The sequence below is a fragment of the Duganella fentianensis genome (genome assembly GCF_009857835.1).
Classification (GTDB): Bacteria; Pseudomonadota; Gammaproteobacteria; order Burkholderiales; family Burkholderiaceae_D; genus Rugamonas; species Rugamonas fentianensis.
In genome coordinates, this window is the sequence record NZ_WWCL01000004.1 from 115,154 (window position 1) to 131,490 (window position 16,337).

Here is a 16,337-nt window from a genome sequence, read left to right on the forward strand (position 1 = left end):
CCTGCTTCCTCCTATTTTTCCTATTTTTGAACTCTGCGGGCAAACGCGGGTCTAAAAATAGGAAAGCAGGAGGAAATAGAAGAAAAAATAGGAGGGAATAGATAATGGACGGGATGGAAGCCTCGGTCAGTGTCCCGGTCGAGCGCCAGCAGTTGGAGCGCCTGATCGAGCAACTGGCGCGGCGCGGTGGCGCGCCGGATTTACAGCAAGCACTGTCCGCGGCCATAGAGATGTGGCTGGGCGAGCAAGTCAAATTGCAGATGGGCGGTGATCCTGCCTGCGTGCGCGGTTATCAATGGAAAACCGTGTTTCTGCCGGAAGGTACTTTGCTATGCACCTATAGCTATGGCGACGAACAGCACGCCCGCGTCATCGGTAGACAGATTATTTTCTGCGGCAGGGTGGTTTCGCCCAACCAGTTTGCACACTGGGCAGGCCGCAGCACGCGCAATGCGTGGAACGATCTCTACCTACGCCGCCCGCAGGACAAGTTCTATATTCTGGCCAGCCGATTGCGCGCGCAGGTCGCACAAGAGCTAGAACGTGCCACTGCTACCGTCACAGCATCCGCAGCGCCCGAGGACGTACCGGCGCGCACTGCGCTACCGTCGGCCCCCACTAATCTGCTGGCAGAAATTCTGCATGCCGTGGTTGCGGCACTGCAGACTAGCGAGCAGACCAAATCCGCAATTGCCTCGCTATTTCCCCAGCCAGTCCTTGCCCCGCCACGCGACTGCAGCAAAGGCGAAGGCTGGGATTTACCTGAACGACGCAAGTTCCGTTTCCGTCTGGAAGATGTTGCGTTTAGCTAGAGTCCCTGTGTCTAGGCGCGACGCGCGGCATTCACTGCGGCAATCGAATCAGCTATTGTCGCCGTGCTAAGACGCGGCGTATAATCGGCACGCTGCCGCAAGGTGGCAAACGCTAGGGGTCCTGTGCATCACTGTGATGCGCGGGTGAGAAATACCCTCCGAACCTGATCTGGATAATGCCAGCGAAGGGAAGCTAAGGACAGCGCCGTCACACCGCCTTTTACGATCCGGATAGCTCCGGCCACTCCCGTAATCTGGCACGATAGCCGTCCCACCTCCTTTGCTGGCTCCTGTAGCCAACCGAGGAGCCAAATGAACGCCAACGCCAAATTCCTGTCTGCCACCGCCACGGTGGATAGTGCAGCCATCCAGCCTTTACCCAATTCGCGCAAAGTCTATGTACAGGGCAGCCGTCCTGACATTCGCGTGCCCATGCGCGAAATTACGCAGGCCGATACGCCTGCCTCTTTCGGCTTCGAAGCCAATCCGCCCGTGTATGTCTACGACACTTCCGGCCCCTACACCGACCCCGATGCCGTGATCGATATCCGTTCCGGTCTGGCCGCCACGCCGCGCCTGCCGTGGATACTCGAGCGCGACGATACGGAAGAACTGGATGGCCCCACTTCCGATTACGGCAAGGCGCGGCTGGCTGATCCTGCACTGGCCGAACTGCGTTTCAACCTGCACCGCCAGCCGCGCCGCGCCCGCGCCGGCAAGAACGTCAGCCAGATGCACTACGCCCGTCAGGGCATCATTACGCCGGAAATGGAGTTCGTGGCCATCCGCGAAAACCTGCGCCGTAAGGAGTATCTGCAACAGCTCCAGCAATCCGGCCCTAATGGCCAGCGGCTGGCCGATCTGATGGGGCGCCAGCATCGTGGGCAGTCCTTCGGTGCCAGCATCCCGGCCGAGATCACGCCGGAATTCGTGCGTGAAGAAATCGCCCGTGGCCGTGCCATCATCCCCGCCAATATCAACCACCCCGAAGTGGAGCCGATGATTATCGGCCGTAACTTCCTCGTCAAGATCAACGCCAACATCGGCAACTCTGCCGTGACTTCCTCGATAGGCGAAGAAGTGGAGAAAATGACGTGGGCCATACGCTGGGGCGGCGACAACGTGATGGACCTGTCCACCGGCAAGCACATCCACGAAACCCGGGAGTGGATCATCCGTAACAGCCCCGTACCTATCGGCACCGTGCCTATCTATCAGGCGCTGGAAAAGGTCAACGGCAAGGCCGAAGACCTGACCTGGGAAATCTTCCGCGACACCCTGATCGAACAGGCCGAGCAGGGCGTCGACTACTTCACCATCCACGCCGGCGTGCTGCTGCGCTATGTGCCGATGACGGCCAAGCGCCTGACGGGCATCGTCTCGCGCGGTGGCTCCATCATGGCCAAATGGTGTCTGGCCCACCACAAGGAATCCTTCCTGTACGAGCATTTCGAAGAGATCTGCGAAATCATGAAAGCCTACGACGTGGCCTTCTCGCTCGGTGATGGCCTGCGTCCGGGCTCCATCTACGACGCCAATGACGAAGCCCAGCTGGGCGAACTGAAAACGCTGGGCGAACTGACCCAGATCGCCTGGAAGCACGATGTGCAGGTGATGATAGAAGGGCCGGGCCACGTGCCGATGCAGCTGATCAAGGAGAATATGGATCTGCAGCTGGAGCAGTGCCACGAAGCGCCGTTCTACACGCTGGGCCCATTGACCACCGATATCGCCCCGGGCTATGACCACATCACGTCCGGCATAGGCGCCGCGCAGATCGGCTGGTACGGTACGGCCATGCTGTGCTACGTCACGCCGAAAGAGCATCTGGGCCTGCCCGACAAGAACGACGTCAAGGACGGCATCATCACCTACAAGATCGCTGCCCACGCCGCCGATCTGGCCAAGGGCCACCCGGGTGCCCAGATCCGCGACAATGCGCTGTCCAAAGCGCGCTTCGAATTCCGCTGGGACGACCAGTTCAATCTGGGCCTAGATCCCGACAAGGCGCGCGAATTCCACGACGAGACCCTGCCCAAGGATTCGGCCAAGGTGGCGCACTTCTGCTCCATGTGCGGTCCGCATTTCTGCTCGATGAAGATCACGCAGGAAGTGCGCGACTTCGCTGCCGCGAATGGCGTGACGGATGGCGCCGCGCTGCAGCAGGGCATGCAGGTGAAGGCCGTCGAGTTTATGCGTGATGGCGCCCAGCTGTATCACAAGCTGTGAGGCCGGCATGATCGATATCGAACTGAATGGCGAACCATATTGCGTGCCGGCGCAGCACTCGCTGGCCGAACTGATCGAAGCGCTGGCGCTGACGGGACAGGCGCTGGCGCTGGCCGTCAACCGCAGTGTGGTGCCGCGCCAGCAGTGGCCGCAGCGCCAGCTGCAGGCGCAGGACAAGGTCGAGATTGTGCGCGCCATCGGTGGCGGCTAAATACCCATTTAACGGATCAAGGAATTCACATGAACAGCATTAACCGTAACGAAGGCGCGGCCGCCGCAACGGCCGCACAGGACCTGCTGACCATCGCCGGCAAGACCTATCAATCGCGCCTGCTGGTCGGCAGCGGCAAATACCGCGACCTGCAGCAGACGCGCGAAGCGACTGATGCAGCGGAAGCGGAAATCATCACCGTGGCCATCCGCCGCGTCAACATCGGACAGGACCCGAAAGCACCGAGTTTGCTCGACGTGCTGCCACCATCGCAGTACACCATCCTGCCGAATACGGCCGGTTGCTACAACGCCAAGGACGCCATCTACACGCTGCAGATGGCGCGCGAGCTGCTGAATGGCCACAAGCTGGTCAAGCTGGAAGTGCTGGGCGACGAAAAGACCCTGTTCCCGAATATGCCGGAAACCCTGATCGCCGCCGAAGCGCTGGTGAAAGACGGCTTTGATGTGATGGTGTATTGCAGCGACGATCCGATACAGGCGCGCATGCTGGAAGATATAGGCTGCGTTGCCGTGATGCCGCTGGCATCGCTGATCGGTTCCGGCATGGGCATCCTCAATCCGTGGAATCTGTCGCTGATCATCGAACAGGCCAAGGTGCCGGTGCTGGTCGATGCCGGTGTCGGCACGGCTTCCGACGCTGCCATCGCCATGGAACTGGGCTGCGACGGTGTGCTGATGAATACCGCCATCGCCGGTGCGCAGGATCCGGTGCGCATGGCGCGTGCGATGAAGCTGGGCGTACAGGCTGGCCGCGAGGCATATCTGGCGGGCCGCATCGCGCGCAAGTTTGCCGCGTCGCCATCGTCGCCCATGGCGGGCCGGCTGGCATGACAGCGCAGCCGCAGCCGAGGCCCCAGCTCCAGCCGCAGTCGCAGTCGCAGCAGCAGTCCCAGTCGCAGCCGCAGCCGCAGCAGGCGGCAGCAGTCGCCGCCCCGCACAGCACGGAGAGCGTGCCCGAACGTGCCTGCGTGCTGGTGTTTGCCGGACTCGATCCGTCCGGCGGCGCCGGCCTGAGTGCCGACCTGCAAGCCATAGCGGGGCAGGGCGCCCATGCGCTGACGGTGGTGACGGCACTGACGGTGCAGGACAACGACCGCGTGTGGGGCGTGCATCCTGTGGCTGCAGGCCTGATGCGGCAGCAGGCGCTGGCGCTGATCGACAAGTTTGCGATCCGTGCTGTCAAGATCGGCATCACCGGCAGCGCCGAGAACGCGCGCGCCATTGCCGAACTGATTGTCCAGCTGCGGCGCGATCAGCCACAGCTGCCGGTCGTGCTGGACCCCGTGCTGGCCAGCGGCCATGGCGATCTGCTGTCGCGCGATGATGCCGTGCAGGCGCTGGCGCCCTTGCTGCCACTGGCCACCGTGCTCACACCCAACGAACCGGAAGCGCAGGCGCTCACTGGTCTGGCTGCGCCAGCGGCACAGCTGCAGCGGCTGCGTGAACAGGGCTGCCAGCACGTGCTGCTGACGGGCGGGCACGGTATGGGCGAGACCGTGCGCAATCGGTGGTACGGCCCGGAAGCCATTCCGGCGGCCCGGCGCGAGTGGCACTGGCAGCGGCTGGCCGGCGCTTTCCATGGCAGCGGCTGTACTCTGGCCGCCGCCATAGCCGGCCAGCTGGCCATGGCGGTGCCGCTGGCGCTGGCGCTCGATGCTGCGCAAGCGTATTGCCACAGTGCGCTGGAGTTTTCCTATGCCATCGGCAGCGGCCAGCGCATTCCTGCACGCAGCACTTACTACTAGGAAGCTAGCCAAAAAGTCGCCTGTACCCATCGCCCGAACCGATAGCCCGAAGAGGTCGCCCGAAGAGATGGCCGATAAGGCTGTTCAGCGCGCAATTTTTACATCGAAACTTTTACACTGAAAGTCGAGTGCCCACCATGCAAGGACTGTATCTGGTCACCCCTAACTGGGATCATACTGAACGTCTGCTCACCGTCACCGAGCAGGCGCTGCAGGCAGCGCAGGGCTGCCAGCCCGGCATCGCCCTGCTGCAATACCGCCACAAGCACGCCAGCCCCGCGCTGCGGCTGGAACAGGCCACCGCCTTGCGCCGCCTGTGCCGCCTGTACGGCGTGCCCTTCATCGTCAACGATTTTGTCGAACTGGCCCAGCAGGTGGATGCGGATGGCGTGCATCTGGGCGCCAGCGATGCCGCGCTGGCCGCCGTGCGCGCCGAGCTGGGGGCCACTGCCATCATCGGTGCTTCCTGCTATGGCGACATGGCGCTGGCACTGGCCGCGCAGGCCGCCGGTGCCAGCTATGTCGCCTTCGGCGGCTTCTATCCCTCGCGTGTCAAACAGTATGCCGTCACCACGGCGCCGGCCATACTGGATCAAGCGCAGCAGCAGATCCGTCTGCCGCAAGTGGTGATAGGCGGCATGACGCCGGCACTGGCCGCGCCGCTGGTCGCACGCGGCGCCCACATGGTGGCCGCTATCAGCAGCGTGTATCTGGCAGCGGCCAGTGGTGCCGCAGCGGCCGACGATGCCGCGCCTGCTGCGGCTGAGCTGGCTGCTGGCGCGGCTGCCGTGCACGGTGCCGTGGACGGATTCCTGCAGCTGTTCAGGTCTGCGGCTGTTGTTTAAACGCTTAAGAAAGCGGCATAAAAACCTTGGGTGTGGCCTGAAGGCACACGAAAGCCTTACAGTAGGTGAAGTTTTCGGCCTTATAATAGGTCGTTAGTTTTAGCCCAAGGTTGTTGCACATGAATGGTTCCTCCAGCGCCAAACGTCTGATCCTGATCGTCGATGACGACCAGTTATTGCTTGATTTTCTAGGTGAAGTCCTCGGCCATGCCGGTTACGACGTCCTGAAAGCACTATCGGCGGAGCAGGCGTTACAGTTGATCAGCCAGCGCGAGCCCGATCTCGCGCTACTGGATATCCACATGCCCGGCATGACCGGGCTGGAACTGGCCAAGCAGCTGCACGCCAGTTCTTCCGTACCCTTCATGTTCCTGTCCGGCCGCGGCGATGCCGATGCCGGCAAGCAGGCTGCCGCCTACGGCGCCGTGGGTTTCCTCGTCAAACCCGTGGACGAAAAGCATTTGATGCCGGCGTTTGCGGCGGGTCTGGCCCGTGCCGACGAAATCCGCCAGCTGCGCCGTACCGAACTCAATCTGAATGCCGCACTGGCCTCCGGCCGCGAAACCAGTCTGGCCGTGGGCCTGCTGATGTGCAAATTCCAGACTGACCGCAACACGGCTTTCGAAGTGCTGCGCGACCATGCGCGTTCGAATCGCCGCAAAGTCAATGAAGTGGCCGATCAGTTGCTGAGCGCGGAAGAAACCTTGAATGCTTTGCACGCTGCTTTCAATCAGCGTCTGAAAAAGTAAACGTCGGCAGCATTTTTTTCGACGTTTACTTAATTTACAACTAATTTGTCCCGTCCTCTGTTGTAGACTGTTGGTTAGCAGAACGAAATACCTGCAAGCAACATTGTGCGACGGGCTAGTTTAGCCATTCCCAGCTAGTCTCCCCGAACGTGCCGTCACCGCCTCTGCCCTGCGGTGACACGTCCAGCGTCCGGCCCAACTCCGCCGACTTATGCATGGCCGCGTTTGCGCAGTGCTATGCAGTGCCACCCGTATTCTTTGCGGAGACACAGAGATGAGTCGATTCATGACCGATCAACAGGCGGCCGAAATTGAATGGTCGTTACTGGAACAGCCGGAACTCGGTATCGCTGCCGAAGTGCCGCGCGTGCTGCTGATCGATGCCGATGCCGATGCCGTGCTGGTGCTGACCGCCTTGCTGGTGCCGGAAAATCAGGTGTGCGTGGCGGGCACCCGTGCCGCCGCACTGAGCCTGCTGCAACAGGATAGTTTTGCGCTGGTGGTGCTCGATCCCGCCGTGCCGGACCCGGACGCGGACGCCGAGGCCGAAGCGGTGGCCGAAGCGGTGGCAGATGTGCCGCCGCCCGATCTGCTGGCGCTGGTGCGCCAGCATCACGGCGCCGCGCCGCTGCTGCTGTACTCGGCCCGCGCGCCGCACACCATCGCCGGCGCACGCGGCCTGTCCTATCTGGCCAAACCATGGAGCACGCCGCGCCAGTTATGGCATGCCATCAGCGAACTGCTGGGCAGCGGTGCCGTGCTGCGCAGCGCAGCCACGGCCGGCACGGAAAACTCTGCGCTGGTATGATGTCGTACCTGTGCGGCGCCTAGTCGCCGTGCGTACAGCAATCACCAGCCAGAGGACATTCCATGAAAACCAAAGCAGCCGTAGCATGGCAGGCGGGCAAGCCGCTAACGATAGAGGAAGTTGAACTGGGCGGCCCGCGCGAGGGCGAAGTTCTGGTCGAAATCAAAGCCACCGGCATCTGCCACACGGATTACTACACCCTGTCCGGCGCCGATCCGGAAGGTATCTTCCCCGCCATTCTGGGCCACGAAGGGGCCGGTGTGGTGGTCGATGTCGGCCCCGGCGTGAAGTCGCTGAAAAAAGATGACCACGTCATTCCTCTGTACACGCCGGAATGCCGCCAGTGCAAATTCTGCCTGTCGCAGAAGACCAATCTGTGCCAGTCCATCCGCTCCACCCAGGGGCGCGGCCTGATGCCGGATGCCACCAGCCGCTTCTCGCTCGATGGCAAGCCGATCTACCACTACATGGGCACCTCGACTTTCTCCAACTACATCGTGGTGCCGGAAATCGCGCTAGCCAAAATCCGCAGCGATGCCCCATTCGACAAGGTCTGCTACATCGGCTGCGGCGTGACCACGGGCGTGGGCGCCGTGCTGTTCACGGCCAAGGTAGAAGCGGGTGCGAATGTGGTGGTGTTCGGTCTGGGCGGCATAGGCCTGAACGTGATCCAGGCGGCGCGCATGGTCGGTGCCGACAAGATCATCGGGGTGGATATCAATCCGGCCCGTCAGGACATGGCGCGCAAGTTCGGCATGACCCATTTCATCAATCCGAACCAAGTGGAGAACGTGGTTGATGCCATCATCCAGCTGACCGACGGCGGTGCCGACTACAGCTTCGAGTGCATAGGCAATACCACCACCATGCGCCAGTCGCTCGAGTGCTGCCACAAGGGCTGGGGCCAGTCCATCATCATCGGCGTGGCCGCTGCCGGTCAGGAAATCTCCACCCGTCCGTTCCAGCTGGTGACGGGACGCGTGTGGAAAGGCTCCGCGTTTGGCGGCGCCCGCGGCCGTACCGATGTGCCGAAGATCGTCGACTGGTATATGGAAGGCAAGCTCAACATCGACGACCTGATCACCCACCGCCTGCCACTCGAGCGCATCAACGAAGGCTTCGACCTGATGAAGAGCGGCGAATCGATACGCTCCGTCGTACTCTACTAAGCCGCTGCGCGAGCGTGCCTGCTGGCGCGCCCTGTGTACGATGTAGATAAAAAGTTCTAGACATCGCAATCTAGATAATTTATTCTACATCTACATATCGGGAGCGCAGCATGTCTTTACTACGCCAACACAACTTCAAGCCGCAGGCAGGCCGCCATGCATAATCTGCTGGAGGCTCTGGTTACGGCGCTCGGCTGGGCGCTGCTCAACTTTATCTGGCAGGGCGTGCTGATAGGCTGCAGCGTGGCGCTGGCCATGCAGCTGCTGCGCCGTGCCCGCCCGCAGATCCGCTACGCCGTCGCCTGCGGCGCTATGCTGCTATGCCTGATATTGCCGCTGACCAGTGTGATCAGCAGCCTGCAGAACGGCGGCCTCAAGCGCGACCAGAGCAGCAGTGCCAGCGCACAGCTACTGGGCAGCCTGGCTTCCAACTTCTACGCCAGTATTAGCGGCCAGGCAGGCGACGCTGCAGCCAACACGAGCACCGGCACGAGCACTAACAAGAACGCTAATACGCGCAGCAGCGCTGATCCCAGTCCAGCGGTATGGGACACGCTGCAGCGTCTGGTCAGCGCGGTGCAGGACGATAGCGAACGCGTGCTGCGCCAGCAGCTGCCATGGATAGTCGGCCTGTGGCTGGCGGGCGGCGTGCTGATGTCGCTGCGCCTGATGCTGGGCCTGCAGTGGGTGGCAGCGCACACGCGCCGCAGCGCCTACACCATCAACCATTACTGGCAGCGCCGCATGGCCATGCTGGCCAGCCGCTGCGACATGCGGCGCGATGTCCGCCTCGGTGTAGCCGAAGGCATCGACAGCCCCATCACGGCAGGTTGCTGGCGGCCCATCATTCTGGTGCCGGCCAGCCTGATCAGCGGCATGCCGCCCGACCTGCTGGAAGCGCTGCTGGCACACGAACTGGCGCACATCCGCCGTCACGATTATCTGGTGAATCTGCTGCAAAGCGCGATCGAGATACTGCTGTTCTATCACCCTAGTGTTTGGGCCTTGTCACGCAGGATACGTATAGAGCGAGAACAAATCGCCGACGACCTTGCCGTGGACATGCTCGGCCAGCCGCAATAGCTGGCACAAGCTCTGGCGCAACTGGACCAGTTCCAGTTCGACAGTACCCAACTAGCCCACGCGGCTCACGGAGGAAATCTCATGTCTCGTATCCAGCGCCTGGTGCGCCCCCATTCTGAACCTGCCAGCCGCAAACTGGCCTTGCCCCTGCTCGGCCTGTTTGCTGCCGGTGTCATGCTGTATGCCCAGGCCACCGCCGAAACTGGCGCTGCCAGCACGCCTGCCGCGCTGGCCGCCGCGCCGCTCAGCGCGCCCGATGCCGTAGCGCCGCAAGATGCAGCGCCCGCCAAAGAAGCGGCACCCGCCAAGGACGCAGCAGCAGCCAAGGACGCAGCAATAGCCAAGGCCGCAGCCCCCGCCAAAGCCGCAGCAGCCGTCAGGGAAGCGTCGCCCGCAGCGCGCGCGCTGCCGCCATTGCCAGCACTAGCCGAATTGCCCGCACCACCTGCACCACCGGCGCCACCCGCACGGGCTGCACGTGCCGCTCCGCCTGCAGTCCCTGCGCCGCCAGCCAGCGTACCAGCCGTTTCAGCTTTGCCCGCAGCTCCCGCCTTGCCCGCAGTTGCGGCCATGCCGGCATTGCCGGCTCTGCCAGCCGCGCCAGCAGCACAGGCAGCACAGGCAGCTCAGGCAGAAGCAGGCGATAGCAAAGGTGCAGCCTATGTGATGTTCCACGAGCAGAAGCGCACGATGACGGGCCGCGTCAGCAGCCGTGACCGCGCCGAAAGCGACGCTGTCCGTGCCCGCGTGAAAGGCGATTTCATCTGGTTCCGCGATGGCAAGCAGGCCTATGTGATACAGGACGCCGCCACGCTGGCGCAGGCGCAAGCCGCATGGGCGCCAGTGGAAAGCCTGGGTGCCCGTATGGAAGAGCAGGGCAAGAAGATGGAGCAGCATGGGCTGGTGATGGACAATATCGGCAGGCAGATGGACGCCATAGGGCGCGATATGGAGCGCCAGTTTGCTGGCCCATCGGCCGATCATCAGCGCAAGATCGATGCGCTGGCCCGTCAGCAGGAAGCCATAGGCCGCCGTATCGAACAGGCAGCGCGCAAGCTGGGCGATCAGCCCACGGCGGAGCAGTTGCAGCAGTTCCACCAGCGTCAGGCGGAACTGCAACGTGCCATGGAGCCGCTGCGCCAGCAGATCGAGCAACTGGCCCAGCAGCAGGCACGCCAGCACGTGCAGGCGCAGGAACAGGCCTTGCAGCAGTCCATGCAGAGCCTGCACGCGCGCATGGCCGAAGCCAGCAAACCGATGGCAGCGCTGGGCCAGCAGATGGGCGAACTGGGCCGCGAACAGGCCCGCGCCAGCCGAGCTGCCGAGCGCACTGTGCGCGAGCTGATCCGCGAGGCTAAAAAGAACGGTAAAGCGCAGCAGATCGCCACGCCCGATCCAGCCTGAGGTGCCAGTGCCGGTATAATCACGGCATGCAAAATCTTTTACACAACCTCAATGAAGAGCAGCTGGCAGCGGTCACGCTGCCACCGCAAAGTGCCCTGATTCTGGCGGGGGCCGGCTCCGGTAAAACCCGTGTGCTGACCACCCGCATCGCCTGGCTGATCCAGACCGGACAGGTATCGCCGTCCGGCATACTGGCCGTGACCTTTACCAACAAGGCCGCCAAGGAAATGCTCACGCGGCTGTCTGCCATGTTGCCGATCAATACGCGCGGCATGTGGATAGGCACTTTCCACGGCTTGTGTAACCGCTTGCTGCGCACCCATCACCGCGACGCCGCGCTGCCGCAGACCTTCCAGATACTCGATACGCAGGATCAGCTGTCAGCCATCAAGCGCCTGATCAAGGCGCATAACGTGGACGACGAAAAATTCCCGCCGAAAGAAGTCATGTACTTCATTAACGGCGCCAAGGATCAGGGTCTGCGCGCCGACAAGATCGAAGCCTATAACGCGGACGAGCGCAAGAAGGTCGAGCTGTACCAGCTGTACGACGAACAGTGCCAGCGCGAAGGCGTGGTGGATTTTGCCGAACTGCTGCTGCGCAGCTACGAGCTACTGAGCCGTAACCAGCCCCTGCGCGAGCACTACCAGCAGCGCTTCCGTCACATCCTGGTCGACGAGTTCCAGGATACCAATGACCTGCAGTACAAGTGGCTCAAGCTGCTGGCCGGTGTGCCGGGCCAGTACGGCAGCGCGCTGTTTGCCGTGGGCGATGACGACCAGAGCATCTACGCCTTCCGTGGCGCCAATGTGGGCAATATGAGCGCTTTCGAGCGCGAGTTCCAGGTGAAGAACCTGATCAAGCTGGAGCAGAACTACCGCTCGCACGGTCACATCCTCGATGCGGCCAACCAGCTCATCTCGAACAACAGCAAACGGCTGGGCAAGAATCTGCGTACCGATGCGGGGCAGGGCGAGCCGGTGCGCGTGTACGAAGCCAGCTCCGATCTGGCCGAAGCCCAGTGGATCGTGGAAGAGACCAAGAACCTGATCGCTGACGGTGCCGAGCGGCGCGAAATCGCCGTGCTATACCGCTCGAATGCGCAGTCGCGCGTGATCGAACATGCGCTGTTCTCGGCCGGTATCCCGTATCACGTCTACGGCGGCCTGCGCTACTTCCAGCGCGCCGAGGTCAAGCACGCCATCGCCTATCTGCAGCTGATGGACAACCCGCATAACGATTCGGCCTTCCTGCGCGTGGTGAACTTCCCCACCCGCGGCATCGGCCTGCGCAGCATCGAAGCGCTGCAGGCCGCGGCCGACCAGTACGGCATCTCGCTGTATGCGGCCGTACCCCACGTGGCGGGCAAAGCCGGCTCTTCGCTGGCCGGATTCGTGCGCCTGATCGAAGGCGCACGCTTCGAAACCCAGCAGATGGCCTTGCCGGAACTGGTGCGCGTGGTGCTTGAACACAGCGGCCTGCTGACCCACTACCAGACGGAAAAAGAAGGCGCCGACCGCATCGAAAATCTGGAGCAGATGGTCAGCGCTGCTACCCAGTTCGTTTCCGAAGAGGGCTACGGACAGGGCGCACCGGCCCATCTGGGACCGGCCGCGCAGGCGCAGGCCGGTGCCGCCGTGATCAATCAGGATGGCATTGAAATCCTCGACGCCGACGCGCCGCTGCCGGCCGTGATGTCGCCGCTGTCGGCCTTCCTGTCGCATGCTTCGCTGGAAGCGGGCGACAATCAGGCCACCGTGGGGCAGGATGCCGTGCAGATGATGACGGTGCACTCGGCCAAAGGGCTGGAGTTCAACAACGTCTTCATCACGGGGCTGGAAGAAGGGCTGTTCCCGCACGAGAGCAGCTCGCGCGAACACGACGGCGTGGAAGAAGAACGCCGCCTGATGTATGTGGCGATTACGCGTGCCCGTCAGCGCCTGTACATGTGCTTCGCCCAGACCCGCATGCTGCACGGCCAGACGCGCTACAACATGAAGTCGCGCTTCTTCGACGAACTGCCGGAAGAATCGCTGAAGTGGCTGTCGGCCAAAGTGCAGTCGCACTGGTTTGCGTCGCCCAAGTCGGCGTGGGACGCGGCGCCGGTGCTCGGTTCCGATAACGCCATCGCGCAGAAGATCGCGCACAAATCCGCCGGTAGTGGCTGGCGCATAGGCGAATCGGTCCAGCACGCCAAGTTCGGTGAAGGCGTGATCGTGAATATCGAAGGCAGCGGCCCCAGTGCGCGCGCCCAGATCAACTTCGGCAACGTCGGCATGAAGGTGCTCGACCTGAGCATCGCCAAGCTGGAACGGATCTAGCCGCTCGCTGCTTCAGGCGGCGCTGCTGGCACTGGCAGCGCGGCGGCCTGCCAGTTTGGCGCGTACATAGGCCAGCGCTGGCGCTTCCACGCAGTGCCAGCTGAAGACCGACAGCGGCAGCACGATGGCCAGCGTAGCCGCCAGCATGGCCCAGATGCCGACGGGCGGCAGCACGGCTTTCAGCATCAGCATCACGGGCCAGTGATAGATGTAGATGGCGTAGGAATAGTCGTGGCGCTGCAGATGGCGCCAGGGCAGCCAGCGCGAACCGAGCAGGCGCGAACTGCCCACCCACAGTGCCAGCGTCACCGCCACCAGATTTACCCCGAACACGGTCAGCGCCTGATGTTCAAGGTCCAGCCAGCGGGTCGAATTCAGCGCCAGCAGCGCGCAGGCGACGAGGAAAGGACGCACACCGATGCGCACCTGTTCGGCCAGCGTCTGCAGCAGCATCCCGCACAGGAACAGACTCCATAAACGCGCTTCCCAGATATAGCCTGCCAGTACGGTGGGGAACTGGAACGCGGCCAGTGCCAGCAGCAGCGACATCACCATCATCCAGCGCCGCATGGGCAGGATGGCGGCCGCACCGATCAGCGCCACCATCACATACATGCGGCCTTCCCAGTACACCGTCCACAGCGAACCATTGAGCGCGGCGCCACCCAGCACATCCGGTATGGCCAGTTCAGCCGGCGGAATGATGTAGACCAGCCAGTGCAGCATGGCGCCGTTGAAAATGTAGCGCCACGGTGCAGGATCGGCCAGCCCTGCCATGCCCCTGGGCGAGAACGAGATCACGGCAACGCAGGTGGTCAGCGCCAGACAGACCAGCAGGCCCGGTACCAGCCGCGCCACGCGCCGCACGGTGAAGCGCAGCAGATCGGGATCGCGCATCCAGCTTTGCGTAATGAACAGGCCACTCAGGACGAAGAACACATCCACCGCCAGCGCGCCGCTATCGGCCACCGGCAGCATCAAGGCACTGAGCGGGTCCGGCCCCGGCGCTACGGTATTGTGTTCGCCCGCATGGAACAGTACCACCAGCAGCGCCGCAATCAGGCGCACCAGATTGAAGCTGTTATCGTTGGAAGCGATGGCGCTGGCCAGCGTGCGGGTTGCTTGCATGGGCGGGGTCTCGGGCAGGCGATGTGGGCTAGGCGCGGTTCAGCGCAGCGGTACGGACGGCGTGGTGGCGGCCGGCGTGCCGAAATAATGGCGGTAGCAGGCATACAGCGTGCAGTGCAGCAGCACTACCAGCACCAGAAAAATCGCGAACACGGTGGTCAGCTTCAGTTGCGGTGAGCTCAGCAGCAGGACCGGCAGCGCCGTACCCACCTGGAACAGCATGAACAGCAGCAGCGCTGCACCGAAGAAGGCGCGGAAGTCGCGCGCCACGGTCATCACGCTGAAGAACAGCGCTTTGCCCAGCGTCATTTTCTGCCAGTAGATCAGCGGCGCCGTCAGACAGGTCAGCAGCCAGCCCAGCATGTAGATCAGCGAACCGAGAAACAGCGGGCCGCGCGACTGTTCCAGCATGGCCTCGTCCATAGGCACCTCGCCGGCGGCCATGCGGATCAGATTGCCATCGTCGAGCAGCGACAGGATGGCTAGCGCCACCATCATCAGCAGCAGGTAGACCAGCCCCATGCCCAGCAGCGGATGGCGGGCCGGCTGGCGGAAGCCATTGAACAGCACACGCGGCTGGGAACGCTGGCCCTGATCGACATCGGTGCAGGCCTGCAGCAGGGCCACCGTGAACATGGGCGCCAGCAAGGTTGGTGCAATCGAGCCGAGCAGGGGCACGAACAGCGTGAACATGGACAGGAACATGCAGCAGAAGAATAGCGCCATCAGGCCGCCCGGCTGCTTGCGGAACAGCTGCCAGCCCTGTTTCACCCAGCCGAAGCCGGCACGCATGGGCAGCCGGTTCATCCGCGCAACTCCGGTGCCGGCGTGGCGATGCGTTCGCGCAGGATGCGCTCGAAGTGGGTCGGATCGTGCGGCGTCAGCATCTCGGCTTCGCGTGGCTGGTAGTAGTCGTACAGGCGCGACAGCCAGAAGCGCAGTGCGGCGGCGCGCAGCATGGGTTGCCACGCGGTCTGCTCGGCGTCCGTGAATGGCCGCACCGCATGGTAGGCGTCCAGCATGGCACGCACGCGCGCCGTATCGAGCACGCCTGTCGCCAGATCGATACACCAGTCGTTGATGGTGACGGCCACATCGAACAGCCAGGTATCGCAGCCGGCGAAATAGAAATCGAAGAAGCCGGTCAGGCGCTCGCCCACAAACATTACATTGTTGCGGAACAGGTCGGCGTGGACGGGGCCGCGCTGCAGCTGGCGGTAAGTGTCGCAGCCGGCAAAAGCTTCCTGGAAATGCATTTCCGCGCGCAGCAGATGGGCATTCTCGGCCGACAGATAAGGCAGTACTTTCGGCGTGGTCAGGTTCCACCAGTCGAGGCCGCGCAGATTGGGCTGCTCCAGCGGGTAGTCCTGCGCTGCCAGATGCATGCGTGCCAGCATGGTGCCCACGGCCGCACAGTGCGCCGGTTGCGGAGCCATCTGCGAGCTGCCTTCCAGCTTGGAGACGATGGCGGCCGGCTTGCCATGCAGTGGCACGATCAGCTCGCCATCATGGGTGGCCACGGGGGCCGGTACCAGCACGCCCCGCTCGGCCAGATGGTGCATCAGCTCGAGATAGAACGGTAACTGCTCGAAGGAAAGGTTTTCGAAAATGGTGAGGACGTATTCGCCGCTTTCGGTGGTCAGGAAGAAATTACTGTTTTCGATGCCGGACGCGATGCCTTTCAAGGCAACTGCCTGTCCGAGAGGGAATTGTTTGATCCACTGGGTCAGATCGCCCAGCGTGACCGAGGTAAACACTGCCATGGGTATAAATCAGGTTCGGTGAGCGGTGCCGCCGGACGGCGGCAACC

The 16,337-nt window shown here is 62.9% G+C and carries 15 protein-coding genes and 1 riboswitch; of the genes, 12 read left to right on the forward strand and 3 right to left on the reverse strand.

Annotated elements, in window-relative coordinates; translation table 11 throughout:
• Positions 1-104: 104 nt before the first annotated feature.
• The 12 genes from GTP23_RS17600 (at position 105) to GTP23_RS17650 (ending at position 13,399) form a co-directional block, all read left to right on the forward strand.
• Positions 105-812, forward strand: coding sequence for a hypothetical protein (locus GTP23_RS17600; RefSeq protein ID WP_229256154.1), 708 nt, complete (start codon positions 105-107; stop codon positions 810-812).
• A 104-nt stretch (positions 813-916) separates the two neighbouring features.
• A riboswitch (TPP riboswitch) is annotated at positions 917-1,020 on the forward strand.
• Positions 1,021-1,124: 104 nt separating this feature from the next.
• Positions 1,125-3,041 carry a phosphomethylpyrimidine synthase ThiC gene (gene thiC / locus GTP23_RS17605; RefSeq protein ID WP_161036333.1) on the forward strand — a complete coding sequence of 639 codons (1,917 nt, stop codon included), beginning with the start codon at positions 1,125-1,127 and terminating at the stop codon, positions 3,039-3,041.
• A gap of 7 nt (positions 3,042-3,048) precedes the next feature.
• On the forward strand, positions 3,049-3,252 hold the full coding sequence (thiS, locus tag GTP23_RS17610) for a sulfur carrier protein ThiS (protein WP_161036334.1): 204 nt from the start codon (positions 3,049-3,051) through the stop codon (positions 3,250-3,252).
• A gap of 29 nt (positions 3,253-3,281) precedes the next feature.
• Positions 3,282-4,106: a thiazole synthase gene (locus tag GTP23_RS17615; protein ID WP_161036335.1), complete on the forward strand. Its 825-nt coding sequence runs from the start codon at positions 3,282-3,284 to the stop codon at positions 4,104-4,106.
• Positions 4,103-5,020, forward strand: coding sequence for a bifunctional hydroxymethylpyrimidine kinase/phosphomethylpyrimidine kinase (thiD, locus tag GTP23_RS17620; RefSeq protein ID WP_161036336.1), 918 nt, complete (start codon positions 4,103-4,105; stop codon positions 5,018-5,020). Before GTP23_RS17615 ends, thiD begins: the two co-directional genes overlap by 4 nt.
• A gap of 137 nt (positions 5,021-5,157) precedes the next feature.
• Positions 5,158-5,865: a thiamine phosphate synthase gene (gene thiE / locus GTP23_RS17625; protein ID WP_161036337.1), complete on the forward strand. Its 708-nt coding sequence runs from the start codon at positions 5,158-5,160 to the stop codon at positions 5,863-5,865.
• Between the two features lie 119 nt (positions 5,866-5,984).
• Positions 5,985-6,614 (forward strand): ANTAR domain-containing response regulator, encoded by a 630-nt coding sequence (locus GTP23_RS17630; RefSeq protein ID WP_161036338.1) that lies wholly within the window; start codon positions 5,985-5,987, stop codon positions 6,612-6,614.
• Between the two features lie 286 nt (positions 6,615-6,900).
• Positions 6,901-7,422 carry a DNA-binding transcriptional response regulator gene (locus GTP23_RS17635; protein WP_161036339.1) on the forward strand — a complete coding sequence of 174 codons (522 nt, stop codon included), beginning with the start codon at positions 6,901-6,903 and terminating at the stop codon, positions 7,420-7,422.
• Between the two features lie 62 nt (positions 7,423-7,484).
• On the forward strand, positions 7,485-8,591 hold the full coding sequence (locus GTP23_RS17640) for an S-(hydroxymethyl)glutathione dehydrogenase/class III alcohol dehydrogenase (RefSeq protein ID WP_155434269.1): 1,107 nt from the start codon (positions 7,485-7,487) through the stop codon (positions 8,589-8,591).
• A gap of 156 nt (positions 8,592-8,747) precedes the next feature.
• Complete coding sequence (locus GTP23_RS22820) at positions 8,748-9,674, forward strand: M56 family metallopeptidase (RefSeq protein WP_229256155.1); 927 nt, start codon at positions 8,748-8,750, stop codon at positions 9,672-9,674.
• A gap of 81 nt (positions 9,675-9,755) precedes the next feature.
• Positions 9,756-11,078, forward strand: a complete 1,323-nt coding sequence (locus tag GTP23_RS22825) for a hypothetical protein (protein WP_229256156.1) — start codon at positions 9,756-9,758, stop codon at positions 11,076-11,078.
• A 26-nt stretch (positions 11,079-11,104) separates the two neighbouring features.
• Positions 11,105-13,399, forward strand: a complete 2,295-nt coding sequence (locus GTP23_RS17650; RefSeq protein ID WP_161036340.1) for a UvrD-helicase domain-containing protein — start codon at positions 11,105-11,107, stop codon at positions 13,397-13,399.
• Between the two features lie 12 nt (positions 13,400-13,411).
• Here GTP23_RS17650 and GTP23_RS17655 read toward each other — a convergent pair whose 3' ends face one another.
• Genes GTP23_RS17655 through GTP23_RS17665 form a run of 3 tightly spaced genes read right to left on the reverse strand, consistent with a single transcriptional unit; the run spans position 13,412 to position 16,290 of the window.
• Entirely contained in the window at positions 13,412-14,527 is a 1,116-nt protein-coding gene (locus GTP23_RS17655) for an acyltransferase family protein (RefSeq protein WP_161036341.1), read from the reverse strand.
• Between the two features lie 39 nt (positions 14,528-14,566).
• Positions 14,567-15,334 (reverse strand): BPSS1780 family membrane protein, encoded by a 768-nt coding sequence (locus tag GTP23_RS17660; RefSeq protein WP_161036342.1) that lies wholly within the window; start codon positions 15,332-15,334, stop codon positions 14,567-14,569.
• A complete protein-coding gene (locus GTP23_RS17665; RefSeq protein ID WP_161036343.1) occupies positions 15,331-16,290 on the reverse strand; it encodes a homoserine kinase in 960 nt (319 codons plus the stop codon). Before GTP23_RS17665 ends, GTP23_RS17660 begins: the two co-directional genes overlap by 4 nt.
• Positions 16,291-16,337: the final 47 nt, after the last annotated feature.